At 61.9% G+C, this 13,144-nt stretch carries 11 protein-coding genes and 1 tRNA gene; 6 read left to right on the forward strand and 6 right to left on the reverse strand.

Annotated features, from left to right (window positions below; translation table 11 throughout):
* Nucleotides 1-152: 152 nt before the first annotated feature.
* From SR858_RS23050 to SR858_RS27795, 3 genes are all read left to right on the forward strand, one after another.
* Nucleotides 153-2,072 carry an AAA family ATPase gene (locus SR858_RS23050; RefSeq protein WP_019923247.1) on the forward strand — a complete coding sequence of 640 codons (1,920 nt, stop codon included), beginning with the start codon at nt 153-155 and terminating at the stop codon, nt 2,070-2,072.
* A gap of 79 nt (nt 2,073-2,151) precedes the next feature.
* Nucleotides 2,152-2,236: transfer RNA gene (locus SR858_RS23055), tRNA-Leu, on the forward strand.
* Between the two features lie 176 nt (nt 2,237-2,412).
* A complete protein-coding gene (locus tag SR858_RS27795; protein WP_407654683.1) occupies nt 2,413-2,526 on the forward strand; it encodes a hypothetical protein in 114 nt (37 codons plus the stop codon).
* Here SR858_RS27795 and SR858_RS23060 read toward each other — a convergent pair.
* From SR858_RS23060 to nhaR, 3 genes are read right to left on the reverse strand one after another with little or no spacing between them, the layout of a single operon-like run.
* Nucleotides 2,506-3,549 (reverse strand): hypothetical protein, encoded by a 1,044-nt coding sequence (locus SR858_RS23060; RefSeq protein ID WP_019923248.1) that lies wholly within the window; start codon nt 3,547-3,549, stop codon nt 2,506-2,508. The genes SR858_RS27795 and SR858_RS23060 overlap by 21 nt on opposite strands.
* 26 nt (nt 3,550-3,575) lie before the next feature.
* Nucleotides 3,576-3,761 carry a hypothetical protein gene (locus tag SR858_RS23065; RefSeq protein ID WP_322534007.1) on the reverse strand — a complete coding sequence of 62 codons (186 nt, stop codon included), beginning with the start codon at nt 3,759-3,761 and terminating at the stop codon, nt 3,576-3,578.
* A 17-nt stretch (nt 3,762-3,778) separates the two neighbouring features.
* Entirely contained in the window at nt 3,779-4,699 is a 921-nt protein-coding gene (nhaR, locus tag SR858_RS23070; RefSeq protein WP_019923250.1) for a transcriptional activator NhaR, read from the reverse strand.
* Nucleotides 4,700-4,841: 142 nt separating this feature from the next.
* Between nhaR and SR858_RS23075 the strand changes: the two genes are divergently transcribed.
* Complete coding sequence (locus tag SR858_RS23075) at nt 4,842-5,798, forward strand: TerC family protein (RefSeq protein WP_026637541.1); 957 nt, start codon at nt 4,842-4,844, stop codon at nt 5,796-5,798.
* A 55-nt stretch (nt 5,799-5,853) separates the two neighbouring features.
* A complete protein-coding gene (locus SR858_RS23080) occupies nt 5,854-6,264 on the forward strand; it encodes a TerB family tellurite resistance protein (RefSeq protein WP_019923252.1) in 411 nt (136 codons plus the stop codon).
* Between the two features lie 16 nt (nt 6,265-6,280).
* On the opposite strand, the gene SR858_RS23085 is transcribed toward SR858_RS23080, so the two are convergent.
* Both SR858_RS23085 and SR858_RS23090 read right to left on the reverse strand, forming a co-directional pair.
* Nucleotides 6,281-9,046, reverse strand: a complete 2,766-nt coding sequence (locus SR858_RS23085) for a M16 family metallopeptidase (RefSeq protein ID WP_019923253.1) — start codon at nt 9,044-9,046, stop codon at nt 6,281-6,283.
* Between the two features lie 102 nt (nt 9,047-9,148).
* Complete coding sequence (locus SR858_RS23090; protein ID WP_154820032.1) at nt 9,149-10,765, reverse strand: M28 family metallopeptidase; 1,617 nt, start codon at nt 10,763-10,765, stop codon at nt 9,149-9,151.
* A 196-nt stretch (nt 10,766-10,961) separates the two neighbouring features.
* Here SR858_RS23090 and SR858_RS23095 point away from each other — a divergent pair, with 196 nt between their 5' ends.
* Nucleotides 10,962-11,765: a DNA-formamidopyrimidine glycosylase family protein gene (locus tag SR858_RS23095; protein ID WP_019923255.1), complete on the forward strand. Its 804-nt coding sequence runs from the start codon at nt 10,962-10,964 to the stop codon at nt 11,763-11,765.
* On the opposite strand, the gene SR858_RS23100 is transcribed toward SR858_RS23095, so the two are convergent.
* On the reverse strand, nt 11,707-13,119 hold the full coding sequence (locus SR858_RS23100) for a GntP family permease (RefSeq protein ID WP_019923256.1): 1,413 nt from the start codon (nt 13,117-13,119) through the stop codon (nt 11,707-11,709). The genes SR858_RS23095 and SR858_RS23100 overlap by 59 nt on opposite strands.
* Nucleotides 13,120-13,144: the final 25 nt, after the last annotated feature.

Here is a 13,144-nt window from a genome sequence, read left to right on the forward strand (position 1 = left end):
AGTTGCCGCAGGGCATGTTATTTTCATAATATCCGTCCAGAAACGCACTTCCGGCAGCGCCACACCGCGCGCCGGCCCTTGGCGGCCTCGGCTGCTGCGCCCTACCCCCGCGCCCAGCCCGACACCAGCTGCCCACACTGGATAGCGCCCACATGTTTACACTGCATAAACTTCAAACTGCCTTACGCAACAACTACGTCCGTATTGCCCTGCTGATTGTCGCGATCGGGATCGCGGTGATCGTCGGCTGGCGCAAGGAAGTGCCGCAAGACACCAGCCCGCTGATGCGCACCCAGGACATATCGGTCATCACGGCGCTGGCCGGCCAGCGCAACAAGCTCGAGTACCTGCTGATCGCCGCACCGCTGTCCGAGGCGCCGCGCTACATCATCAAGCTCAAGGACGACCCGCTGCTGCGCGTGGTGAAAGTGCCCAGCACCTCGCACCTGAGCCTGGAGCGCGAAGTTCTGCTGCGTAATAACATCCCGTACGCCATCGCGCGCGAAGACTACCTGGCGTCGCACAAGGCCGTGCTGGTGGACGAGGAAGACAGCGCCATGGCGCGCGCCGGCGGCTTCCTCAAGCGCCACGCGATCGACATCCTGCTCGTCTGCGTGGTGCTGTTCCTGCTGCGCCACGGCTTGCCCGGCACCGGCGTCAACGCCACCGTACTCACCCCCGACCAGCTGACCGGCAGCATGGACGACCTGATCGGCATGGAAGACATCAAGCAGGAAGTGCTGCACCTGGAAGACATGATCCGCAACCGCGCCGTCTATCGCGAGCACGACATCGACAAGCCGTTCAACGTGATGCTGACCGGCCCGGCCGGCACCGGCAAGACCAAGCTGGCCGGCTACCTGGCCAAGCGGCTCGACATCCCGCTGATCCAGGCTTCGGGCTCGGCGCTGGAATCTGGCTATATCGGCGGCGGCTCCAAGGCGCTGCACGCGCTGCACCGCAAGGCATGCGCACGCGGCAGCTGCATCATCTTCCTCGACGAAGCACAGGGCCTGTTCATGCCACGCGGCCGCGGTGAAAAAAAATGGGAAGACGACACCGCCAACACGCTACTCGGTCTGCTCGACGGTGTGCGCAGCGACAAGGGCGCCGGCGTGATCTGGGTAGTGGCGTCCAATTTCGACGACGCTTCGACCAAGATGGACGAGGCGATGCTGCGCCGCTTCTCGGTCAAGATCAATTTCCGCCTGCCCAACAAGAACGAACGCAGCGAACTGCTGCGCTCGTTCCTGGCGCGCAAGGCCGACGGTTGCGTCGATTGGGACCACCTCAAGCTCGACCACGTGGCCGAGATCACTGCCAACCTCAGCCCGGCGTTGTTGCAAACGGTGGTCGAGCGCGCCAGCATGATCGCCATCCAGGAAAACAAGGTCATCGATACCGACCTGATGTTCCGCGCCTTCGAGCGCGCCACCATCGGCCTCACCGACCGCGCCACCACGGCCGAGAAGACCCGCCAGCGCGAGCGCGTGGCGCTGCACGAGCTCGGCCACTTCTTCATGCAGATCGACCCGTGGCTGCGCGAAGGCATGACCCTGGCCGAAGTGAAGGAACGCTCGCCGTTCCTCAAGATCAGCACCGAGTCGGTCTCCAAGCTGGGCGCGCTCGGCTATGTACTGTCGGCTTCGGACGACGTGGCGCTGCGTACGCTGGAAGAACTCGAGCGCGACGTGATCCAGCTATACGGCGGCGTGGCGGCGGAAGAACTGTTCTACGGCGCGCGCGGCATCTCGGTTGGTAGCCAGAATGACATCCAGAAGGCCACGTCGATGCTCGACATGATGGTGAACCAGCTCTCGATGTATTCTCGGTCCAAGCTCGATTACACCCAGTTCAAGCACAAGGACACCGACCTCGACCAGGTACAGGCCAAGTCGGACGAACTGTACACGTACACGCTGCAGGCAATCGCCGACTACCGCGAGCAGATCCTCGAACTGAAGGACGTGTTGATGGACCAGTACGTATTATCGAAAGACGCCATCTTCAGCCTGCTGGAAGAGCAGCAGCAGCGCCTGGCCCGCCAACCCGTCCTGGTTGCGCTAGCCTGATCGGTAAAATTTTCGAGCCACGAGCCTTGCGGCTAGGGGGGAAATGGGTGATAATATACATCGCATTGCATGCAGGCCTGCCTTGGTGGTGGAACTGGTAGACGCAGCGGACTCAAAATCCGCCGCCGAAAGGCGTGCCGGTTCGATTCCGGCCCGAGGCACCATTAGGTCGTAAGCAAGCGCAGCAGTAACAGTCAAAAACCCGCCCCTCTCCTCTGACGGCGGGTTTTTTTATGGCTCTGCTCGTCTCCCACTGCATCGCAGTCCCTTTGATTTTTGACGGTATATTTCGCGGTAGCAGGCGTTGTGCAAGACCAGCTTTCATTTGAAGGCGGCGTTCATGGCTAGCCATCAAAGCTACGGAAGTCGCCGACTGGTCACTGCGATGAAAAACCAAGGCTTTAAAATTGGTCGATACAAGGTGCGAACTGGACTAATGCAGGGCCTGCTTTAGTTCTTCGACGCGCTTGACAGTAGCGGCCATTTCAACGAGTGGAATGTCGACCGGGACGTTTCCATTTTCCTTTCCCGTCGTCAAAGTCAGGACGTCGTCGCTGCCCTCGACGTAGGTCGCCAGAATGGCTTTGAGCTGATCTTCAGGCAAGTCGAGTAGCAATTTCACAGTCGTGGCATCGTCCTCTTCACGCATGGTCGTGCTCTCCCTGGAGAGCCTGCGGCCAGTCAGGGTGATGAGGTTGCCGTTGAGTTGATAGGTCGCGTCGGCCGGTCGTACTGGTGCATGCCCTCCCAGTATCTGGCCAAGCGCACTGTCGATGGTTTTCAGTCTCCCCATCCGCTCATGGATTGTCGCGGTGGCGACAATCCTGTAGCTAGTGATACCCGTCTTGATGTCGGTGGTCGTGCTCATATAAGCGCGATTGGTGGTGACGTACTGTGGCGAGACATGCAGTAGCGGATACGCTGCATATGAGGTGAGGATCATTTTCTCGGCGGTTGATTCTTTGCTTTTGGAAAGCGCCGCAGCAACCTCTTCCACAGTTGACATACGAACGAAGCGGCCTAAGCGAGCTTTGCCATCGCGAACAAAAATGTGCAGCCCAACTAGCCCGTCCTTGGCCTCGCTTGAACCAATGCCCTTGCTCACTGCAAGCGGCAGGGAGCTTATATTCTCCATGCCCACCCGATCGATGCTGCCTTCTATCATTCGGAAGTGCTTGGTCTTGAAGGCAACCCCATAGGAAAGGGGGATCGTGAGAGGGCACTTACCAGCCGCATCCGTGATACAGCTGAAATTGATTTTGGTGTCTTTCTTTCCATCAAACAGGTAGAAGCCAAAAGTCGCGGCGGACCGGGTAAAGCTCGCTTCCAGTGGAATGTTCGGCACTGGTTGCATGTTTTCTCCGATCAGCACTAGCTCAATGGCTAACTGTTCCGGCATGGAGCTGGCAAAAGCTGGCCCGCTCAAGGACAGCGGAAGGAGTAAGGCGAGCGTGGCAAGGCAGGCGGAAACGCGCATGGGGTATTCCAAGAAAGAAACTCGCATTATATCAATGCAAGAAAATTAACTTCATTTTTTGCCCTGCCGAAGTGACTTATTTGGCATCGCCGATTTTCTGTTCCCTGGCCAGCATGCCTGTTGCCGCCGCCTTCCACAAGGCCAAACTCACGCAGCAAATCGGCCTCGGGGGCATTGCGTTTGGCGCGCAAAAATACGTGGTCTATCTTCATGAAACCTCCGTCCCTTTCTAGGAGGTGAGCGTCTGCCGCGCCGCCTGGCTGATCGCCTGCGTGGCCGGGTGGCTCAGTCGGCGCTCGGTCGTGATCGCATACACCTGCTCGCGCAGCGCCGGGATGGTGCCCACCAGCACCATGCCGGACTGGCCGTTGAACGCATCGGTCAAGGTCTCGGCAATGGCGACCGGGGCGAAGAACAGCCCCGCGCCCGACTCGCCGAAGGCCTTGATCATGGCGCTGTCGTCAAACTCGCCCACCACGTGCAGGCGCGGCACGTGGGTGTGCAGCCACTGCATCAGCTTGGCGCGTACGGCGAAGTCCTCGCCCGGCAGCAGCAGCGGCATATGGTTCAGGCAGGCGGGAAACTCGCCCGTCAGCGTGGCCGCCAGCGACGGCGCCGCGAACACCCCCAGTTCGCTCTCGCCCAGCAAGTGGTTGTAGCCGCGCACGCTCAGGTGGCTGGGCATGGGACGGTCGGCAATGATCATGTCGAGCCGGTGGATGGCCATGTCGGCCAGCAGCGCCGCCAGTCGCCCCTCGCGGCAAATCAGCCGGGTGGGTTCGGCCAGCGACAGCGCCGGCGCCACCAGCCGGCACGCCACGGCTTTCGAGACCGAATCGGACACCCCCACTCGGAAGCTGCCCACCTTGGTGGCGGACTGGTCGCGCACCACGTCGAGCAAGGCGTCGCCAGCGCTGAAGATGTCTTCGGCATGGCGCAGCACGCGGTTGCCGGTCTCGGTCAGTTCCAGCCGCCGGCCCACGCGGCGAAACAATTCCACCCCCAAGGTATCGGCAAATTCCGTCAACTGGCCCGAGATCGACTGCGGCGTCAGGTGCAGTTGTTCGGCCGCCTTGGCGATGCTGCCGCTGCGCGCCACCATCCAGAAATAGCGTAAATGCTTGTAGTTGAGTGCCGATACCGTCGCCATAGATTCCTCCGATTTTTCGATACATCGATATTTTCGATCAATTCATAAAGTATATTCGAATTGCACGAACAATCGTGCGCTCTTATGATGACTTCGGGTTAATCGAAAACATTCATCTATTTTCATGCAAGGAGGACCGTCAATGACAGGATTAGAAAATATTGCCACGGCGCCCATGTGGGCCGGGTTCGTGGCGTTCGTGCTGGTGATGCTGGCGCTGGACCTGTGGGTCTTCGGCGGCAACAAGGCGCACAAGGTGTCGATCAAGGAAGCGGGCGCGTGGTCGCTGGGCTGGTTCAGCCTGGCGCTGCTGTTCAATGCGGGCCTGTGGTACTACCTGAAAGGCACGGTCGGCCCGGAGATCGCCGAGCAAAAGTCGCTCGAGTTCCTGTCCGGCTACCTGATCGAGAAAGCGCTGTCGGTCGATAACGTGTTTATCTTCCTGCTGATCTTTACCGCGTTCGGCGTCAAGCCCGAATACCAGCGCCGCGTGCTGATCTACGGCGTGCTCGGTGCGATCGTGATGCGGGCCGTGATGATCCTGGCAGGCGCCTGGGTGGTCAACGAGTTCAAGTGGATACTGTACCTGTTCGGCGCGTTCCTGCTGTTCACCGGCCTGAAAATGCTCAAGGCGGTCGATGAAGAACCGGACGTCAAAAACAACCCGGTGCTCAAGTGGGCGCGCAAGCTGTTGCCGGTGTCGGAAGGCGACCACGGCGAGAAGTTCATCGTCAGCAAGGATGGCAAGCGCTACGTGACCACGCTGTTCCTGGTGCTGATCCTGATCGAAGTGACCGACCTGATCTTCGCAGTGGATTCGATCCCGGCGATCTTCGCGATCACCTCCGATCCGTTCATCGTGTTCACGTCGAACATGTTTGCGATCCTGGGCTTGCGGGCGCTGTACTTCCTGCTGGCAGACGTGGCTGACCGTTTCCACCTGCTCAAATATGGCCTCGCCCTGGTGCTCTGCTTCATCGGTCTGAAAATGCTGCTGCTGCCGTGGATCCACATTCCGGTGCACATTTCGCTGACCGTGGTGGCATCGCTGATCGCTGGTAGCGTCATCGCCAGCCTGTACGCCACTCGTAAGAAGTAACCATTGAAACATGCCGGGCAAGCCCGCTTGCCCGGCAAACCAAAAGGAAAAGACTATGCGACATTATGAAGAAAACACTGCCAGCGCCGCTGGCCGTATCGTGGCCCTGGCCATGGTGGTCGATGGCGCACTGGCGCCGTCCGAGCTGCGCGCCCTCACCCGCACCCGCCTGCTCGAGCACATCGACATCGATATCGACACCTTCCACGGCCTGCTGGAAGACCTGTGCAACGATTTGCTCACCAGCTCGGTCAAGCAGGGCCACGTGGAACTGGCACCGGCCACCATCGACAGCCTGCTCGGCGAAGTCACCGACCCGGACCTGCGCCGCCGCCTGTTGCGGGCCATGTGGGCGATCGCCGACGCCGACGGCGTGCTGGCCGACGCCGAAGCGACCCTGCTGGCCCGCGCCTGCGCCATGTGGTCGGCGGAGTCGCGGTTCATCAAGGAAAGCGTCGACGCCTGACGCTTACAGCTGGTCGTTACTGGACGTTGCCATCCGCATCGACTTTGCGCACTTCGCCCAGGTTGAGCTCGCGCACGCCGGCTTCGATCTTCTTCACATCGCCCACCACTACCCACACCAGCTTGCCCGGCTCGATCACGCGCTTGGCCAGTGCGTTGGCATCGGCTGGCGTCATGGCCGTGATCTTGTTGGTGAAAGTGTTGTAGTAGTCTTCCGGCAGCTGGTATTGCAGGATGGTGCTGTACGCGCCGCCCAGCTGGCCGGCGGTCTCGAACGAACCCGGCAGCGACAAGGTCGAGTTGTCCTGCGCTTCCTTCAATTCGGCTTCGGTGATCGGCTTGGCGCCGGCGATGTCGCCATACTCGCGCACCAGCTCCTGCAACGCTTCCTTGGTCTTGTCGGCTTGCACCGGCGACGTGCTCAGGTACAGGCCCTGGCTGCGCGCCGGCAGCACGCTCGAACGCACGCCGTATGACCAGTGCTTGTCCTCGCGCAGGTTCATATTGATGCGCGAACCGAAATTGCCGCCAAAGATGTTGTTGACCACGCCCAGCTGCACCGCTTCCGGCGCGTTGCGCGGCGGCGCCAGTTGTACCGCGTAAATCGTGCTTTGCTGCGCGCCCGGCTTGTCCATCAGGTACACGCTGGTTTTCTCCGGTTGCGCCACTTGCGCGATGTTTTTCTTCGGCACGTCGCCGGCCTTCCAGCCGCCGAACGCTTTTTCCAGCTGCGGCACCACCTCGGCCAGGGTGGTGTCGCCCACCACCAGCAAGGTCGCGTTATTCGGTTTGAACCAGCTCTGGTGATACTTGACCAGGTCGTCGCGGGTGATACGCAGCACCGATTGTTCGTTGCCGCTGCCCGACAGCGGCAAGCCGTAGGCGTGCTGCTTGCCATAGATCAGGCCCGGAATCACGCGCAGCGCCATGGCCGACGGATTGGTCTTTTCACGCGCGATGGCGGCGAGCTGGTCCTTGCGCAGGCGGTCCAGTTCCTTCTGCTCGAAGGCCGGATGCAGCACCACGTCGGCGTACACGTTCAGCGCTTGCGGCAAGGTGGCCTTGAGCGCGTTGAGCTGCACGAACGAACCGTCAAGGTTGTTGTAGCTGGAAATCTGCGCGCCCAGCGATTCGACTTCCTCGCTGATTTTCGCGGCGTTGCGCTTTTGCGTGCCTTCGTCCAGCATCGCCAGGGTCAGGCTGGCCACGCCGGGCAGCTCGTGCGAGTCGGACGAATAGCCGGCATCGACGATCAGCGACAGGTTCACCACCGGCGCCGCATGGCGCTCGGCCAGCACCACTTTCAGGCCGTTCGACAAGGTCGCCTTTTGCATCGCCGGCAGGTTCAGGGACTCGGCCTTGCCCAGCGCTGGCGGCTTGCTGCGGTCAAACTTGGCGGTGGTGGCGTAGTTGGTCGGGAACGGCTGCACGTCGAGCACGAAGTCGCCGTCGGCCAGCCAGGCGTTCATGGCCTGCTTGACCGATGCCGGCGTGGCCGCCTTGACCGCCTTCAGGTAGTCCTTGTAGCAGTCGGGATTGCCGGTGAAGGTCTGGCAGCTGGCCAGCAGATCGCTCTTGCCGCCAAAGCCGCCCACGCGTTCGACGATGCGCGTGTATTGCGCCAGGATCTTGGTCTTGGCAATCTCCAGTTCGGCAGCGGTGGGGCCGTTTTTGAGCAGCCCCTGCAGTTCCTCGTCGGCCTGGCGTTCCATTTTTCCGGAGTCGGCGCCAGGACGGGCCGTGAGCACCATGTAGAACTGGCCGGCGATCTCGGAAGTCGAATTGCTGGTGGCCACGCTGGTGGCCAGTTGTTCCTTGTACACCAGGCGCTTGTACAGGCGCGAGGTCTTGCCTTCGCCCAGCACGTAGGCGCCCAGGTCCAGCAGCGGTTCCGTGGCGCTCTTGGCGCCGGGCACGTTCCACACGCGGTAAATGCGCGCCTGCGGCACGCGGTCCTGCACCGTGCTGCGGTGGGTGCCGGTGCGCTTGGCGATCCACTCGCTGTGCTTGGCCAGCGGCGGCCCGGCCGGGATATCGCCGTAGTACTGCTCGACTTTTTTCAGTGCCTCTTCCGGCGTGATGTCGCCCGACAGCACCAGCGTGGTGTTATTCGGACCGTAGTTGGTCTTGAACCAGTCGGTGACGTCGGCCATGGACGCCGCGTCGAGGTCGGCCATCGAGCCGATCGTGGTCCACGAGTACGGGTGGCCGACCGGCCAGGTATTCTCGGTGAGCAGCTGGCGCGTCACGCCGTACGGCTGGTTCTCGCCCTGGCGTTTTTCGTTTTGCACCACGCCGCGTTGCAGGTCGAGCTTCTTCTGGTCGAGCACGCCGAGCAGGTGGCCCATGCGGTCGCTCTCGGCAAACAGCGCGTAGTCGAGCATCGAAGTCGGCACGTTCTGGAAGTAATTGGTGCGGTCGGGATTGGTGGTGCCGTTGAGGTCGGTCGCGCCGATGCGCTGCAAGGCGTTCAGGTACGTCTGGTTAAAATTGTCGCTGCCGCTGAACATCAGGTGTTCGAACAGGTGGGCGAAGCCGGTCTTGCCCGGTTTTTCATTCTTGGAGCCGACGTGGTACCAGGTGTTGATCGCCACCACCGGCGTCTTGTGGTCTTCATGCACCAGCAAGGTCAGCCCGTTCTTGAGCACGAATTTTTTGTACGCGATATCGGGGATGGCGATATCGGCCTTGGCCACCGGCTTGACGTCGGCCGCATAGGCCGAGGCAGCGGAGAAAACGGCGATGGACGCCGCAAGGATGGTGCGGCGAAGCGAAATGGTCATGCACAAGCTCCTGAAAGAAAAAGCGCACCGGCATCAGTGCCGGCGCGCTTTTATTTTATTGCAAATCGGAAAAAGTTAGAAATAATATAAACGATAGAACGATTATTTTCTATCTGACGCGCTCTTATCGCGCGCCGCGCGGAACTCGGCATCGCTGGCCCAGTTGGGCCACGACTTGCCATCGGCCAGGTCGCGGCCCAGCGAATACAGCATGCCCAGGTCGTGCGCCATGCCGGTGAATTGCCACTTGGCGCTCCACTCGTCCGACGGCTGGTGGTAGTTGTCGGTAGTGTAGGCCTGCTCGCTTTTCTTGCCAGCTGCGATGCCGCCGTCCACCCAGTCGTTACCCGAACCGTAAGAGAACGCCGGCACGCCGCGCTTGGCGAACGGGAAATGGTCGGAACGGAAGAAGTAGCCGGCTTCCGGTTTCGGATCGGGCGAATACGCCAGGTTCCACTGCCTGGCCTTGGCCACCAGCTGGTCGAGCAAGTCGAGCTTGGCGCTGCCGGAGATGGTGAAGTTGCGCGAGACGCCGTATGGGCTGAGCGCATCCATATTGATCACGCCCACCGTGGTGGCCAGCGGATACAGCGGGTACGACGCGTAGTATTCGGAGCCGAGCAGGCCCTTCTCTTCTGCCGTTACCGCCAGGAACAGCACGCTGCGCGCCGGCTTCGGCGCCTTGCCGTAGGCGCGCGCCAGTTCCAGCATGGCGGCCAGTCCGGTACCGTTGTCCACCGCGCCGTTGTAGATCTTGTCGCCTTTCGCATCGGGCAAGCCGACGCCCAGGTGGTCCCAGTGGCCGCTATAGATCACGGTGTCGTCGGGACGGCTGGCGCCCACCACGCGCGCGGCCACGTTTTTCGAGGTGATCACTTGCGCGTCCACCGCGTACTTGCCCGACAGCGTGACGTCCTTCAGTTGCACCGGCTTGAAGTCGCGCGTTTGCGCCAGTTTTTTCAGCGCCTCGAAATCCTGGCCGCCGCGCTTGAACAGGTCCGCCGCCAGGTCGCGCTGTATCCAGGCTTCCACCGGTGCATGGGCTTCGGCCGGATTCTTGCGCACGATGTCGTACATGACGTTGGTATTCGAATTTTTCACCGTGGCCCAGCCGTACGAGGCCGGCGCGGTTTCGTGGACGATGATGGTGCCCAGCGCACCGCGGCGCGCCATTTCCTCGAACTTGTAGGTCCAGCGGCCGTAATAGGTCATGGCCTTGCCGCCGAATTCGCCCTGGCCGGTTTCGAAATCGGGATCGTTGATCAGCACCACGGCCAGCTTGCCCTTCAAGTCCACGCCTTTGAAGTCGTCCCACTTGCGTTCGGGCGCGGTCACGCCATAGCCCACGAACACCAGCGGCGCATCCTTGAAGTCCACCAGCTTGCTGCCGCTCATCGACGCGCGCACGGCCAGGTCGTCGCCCTGTCTGAGCGCATGGGTACCCTTGGCGTCGCGCACCGACAGCGCGACGGGTCCCTTGATCTCGAAGCGGCCCAGCGGCACGTCCTGCGTCCAGCTGCGCTCGCCCGGCTTGCCCTTGACGGGATCGCCGCCAGGCTGCAGGCCGGCCGCCTTGAACTGCTGCACCAGGTAGTCGACGGTGAGGGTCTCGCCAGCGGTATTGGGGCCACGTCCTTCGAACTTGTCGGACGAGAGTACCTTGACGTCCTGCGACAGGCGCTTGGCGTCGAACTCGGGACCGGTGGCGGCGTGCACCATGCCTGCCGACAGCAGTGCGGCGATAATCAGCGTGTGTTTCAAATCTGGCTCCTCGGTAGTTTGCAACGAACAACGAATATGACATGATTTACTTGTGGTCGCAATGGCGGGGCGAATCGGCCTAGGTGACCCAGCGTACAGCCCGCGTGGCGCGCGCGGTCCACACTCGACGGCATACCGCCAGTGGAGACCCCCCATGCCCGAAGGACCATCGATCGTCATCCTGCGCGAACAGGTCGCAGACTTTGAAGGCCGCACCATTGTGCGCGCGGAAGGCAGCAGCAAGGATGTCGCGATGGACGAGCTGGCCGGCCAGCCCATCCTGGCGCTACGTACCTTCGGCAAGCATTTCTTGATACGCCTGGCCGACCGCGCGCTGCGCATCCACCTGCTGATGTTCGGCACGTACCTGATCAACGAAACCAAGGAGGCCGGCCGCGCCAAGCCGCGCCTGAGCCTGTTCTTCGACGACGACAGCGCGCTGCATTTTTATACGTGCTCGATCAAGACCCTCTCCGACGACCTGGACAGCGAATACGACTGGCGCGGCGACGTCATGAGCGACGCCTGGTCGCCGGCGCTGGCGCTGAAAAAACTGCGCGCCCAGCCCGACCTGCTGGCCTGCGACGCTCTGCTCGATCAAGCCATCTTTGCCGGCGTGGGCAACATCATCAAGAACGAGGTGCTGTTCCGCGTGCGCCTCCACCCACTCTCCAGGATGGGCGATATCCCGGCAGCGAAGCTGCGCGCACTGGTGGCGCAGGCGCGCGCGTACAGCTTCGATTTTCTGGCATGGAAAAAAGAGGGAACGCTCAAGCAGCACTGGCTGGCGCACACCAAGAAAATCTGCCCGCGCTGCAATATCTCGTTCCTGCGCGGGCACCTGGGCAAGACCGCGCGGCGCAGCTTTTATTGCGCGCGCTGCCAGCTGCAATATCCGCTTACACCAGCCCGGTCAGGTAATACACAGCGATCACGAAAAACACCGCCAGCGTCTTGATCACGGTGATGCCGAAGATCTCGCCGTACGACTGCTTGTGCGTCAGGCCCGTCACCGCCAGCAGGGTGATGACGGCGCCGTTGTGCGGCAAGGTATCCATGCCGCCGCTGGCCATCGACACCACGCGGTGCAGCACTTCGAGCGGAATCTGCGCGCTTTCTGCTGCACGGATGAACTGGTCCGACATGGCAGCGAGCGCAATGCTCATGCCGCCCGAGGCCGATCCGGTGATGCCGGCCAGCGTGGTCACGGAAACGGCCGCGTTGATCAGCGGATCGGGCACGCTTTTGAGTGCGCTGCTCACCGCCAGGAAACCCGGCAACGCCGCGATCACGCCGCCGAAGCCGTACTCGGACGCGGTATTCATCGCCGCCAGCAAGGCGCCGCCGACCGCCGCCTTGGTGCCTTCGGCAAACGCGGCGCGCACGCGGCCGAACGCGGTCACCACCACGAACACGATGCCAAGCAGCAGCGCGCCTTCTACGGCCCAGATACCGATCACGCCCTTGATGGGCAGGTTGATGGCGCTGTGCAGGCCGGGCAAGGCGTCGGCCGTGAGCGCGTAGTTGTCGCCGTACCAGTGCGGGATCATCTTGGTCAGCGCGAAGTTGACCACGCCGACCAGCACCAGCGGCGCGATCGACAGCAGCGGGTGCGGCAGCCCGCTGCGGGCAGCCTTCGGCTGGTGATCCGCATTGGCTTCGGCGGCGCTGCCGCCATAGCCTTCGCCGGTGGCCATCACGGTGCGGCGGCGCCATTCGAGGTAAATCAGGCCGGCGGTCAGCATGGCGACACTGCCGATCACACCGAGCCACGGCGCGGCCCAGCCGGTGGTCTTGAAGAACGTGGTGGGGATGATGTTCTGGATTTGCGGGGTGCCGGGCAAGGTGTCCATGGTGAACGAAAACGCCCCGAGCGCAATTGCCCCGGGCATCAGCCGCTTGGGGATATTGCTTTGCCGGTAAAGCTCGGCTGCGAACGGGTACACCGCGAACACCACCACGAACAGCGACACGCCGCCGTAGGTGAGCAGCGCGCACACCAGCACGATCACGGCATTGGCGCGGGTGCGGCCGATGTAGCGGATCGCCGCCACCACGATCGATTCGGAAAAGCCGGAAATTTCGATCAGCTTGCCGAACACCGCGCCCAGTAAGAACACCGGGAAATACAGTTTGACGAAGCCGACCAGCTTTTCCATGAAGATCCCGGAAAACACCGGCGCCACCGCGCCCGGGTCGGTCAGCAATACCGCGCCGAGGGCGGCAATCGGCGCAAACAGGATCACGCTGTAGCCGCGATACGCAGCCAACATCAAAAAGGCCAACGCTGCAAGAACAATGACGAACGACATGCCGACTCCATTGGGTATTGATCTG

The organism is Duganella zoogloeoides (genome assembly GCF_034479515.1).
GTDB classification, from domain to species: domain Bacteria; phylum Pseudomonadota; class Gammaproteobacteria; order Burkholderiales; family Burkholderiaceae_D; genus Rugamonas; species Rugamonas zoogloeoides.

Excerpts from the sequence above, each read along its gene's own strand:
- SR858_RS23060 (WP_019923248.1), bottom strand. The coding sequence starts at position 3,549 with ATGCGCGTTTCCGCCTGCCTTGCCACGCTCGCCTTACTCCTTCCGCTG.
- SR858_RS23100 (WP_019923256.1), bottom strand. The coding sequence starts at position 13,119 with ATGTCGTTCGTCATTGTTCTTGCAGCGTTGGCCTTTTTGATGTTGGCT.
- SR858_RS23080 (WP_019923252.1), top strand. The coding sequence starts at position 5,854 with ATGCGACATTATGAAGAAAACACTGCCAGCGCCGCTGGCCGTATCGTG.
- SR858_RS23090 (WP_154820032.1), bottom strand. The coding sequence starts at position 10,765 with ATGGTGCACGCCGCCACCGGTCCCGAGTTCGACGCCAAGCGCCTGTCG.
- nhaR (WP_019923250.1), bottom strand. The coding sequence starts at position 4,699 with ATGGCGACGGTATCGGCACTCAACTACAAGCATTTACGCTATTTCTGG.
- SR858_RS27795 (WP_407654683.1), top strand. The coding sequence starts at position 2,413 with ATGGCTAGCCATCAAAGCTACGGAAGTCGCCGACTGGTCACTGCGATG.
- SR858_RS23075 (WP_026637541.1), top strand. The coding sequence starts at position 4,842 with ATGACAGGATTAGAAAATATTGCCACGGCGCCCATGTGGGCCGGGTTC.
- SR858_RS23050 (WP_019923247.1), top strand. The coding sequence starts at position 153 with ATGTTTACACTGCATAAACTTCAAACTGCCTTACGCAACAACTACGTC.
- SR858_RS23065 (WP_322534007.1), bottom strand. The coding sequence starts at position 3,761 with ATGAAGATAGACCACGTATTTTTGCGCGCCAAACGCAATGCCCCCGAG.
- SR858_RS23085 (WP_019923253.1), bottom strand. The coding sequence starts at position 9,046 with ATGACCATTTCGCTTCGCCGCACCATCCTTGCGGCGTCCATCGCCGTT.
- SR858_RS23095 (WP_019923255.1), top strand. The coding sequence starts at position 10,962 with ATGCCCGAAGGACCATCGATCGTCATCCTGCGCGAACAGGTCGCAGAC.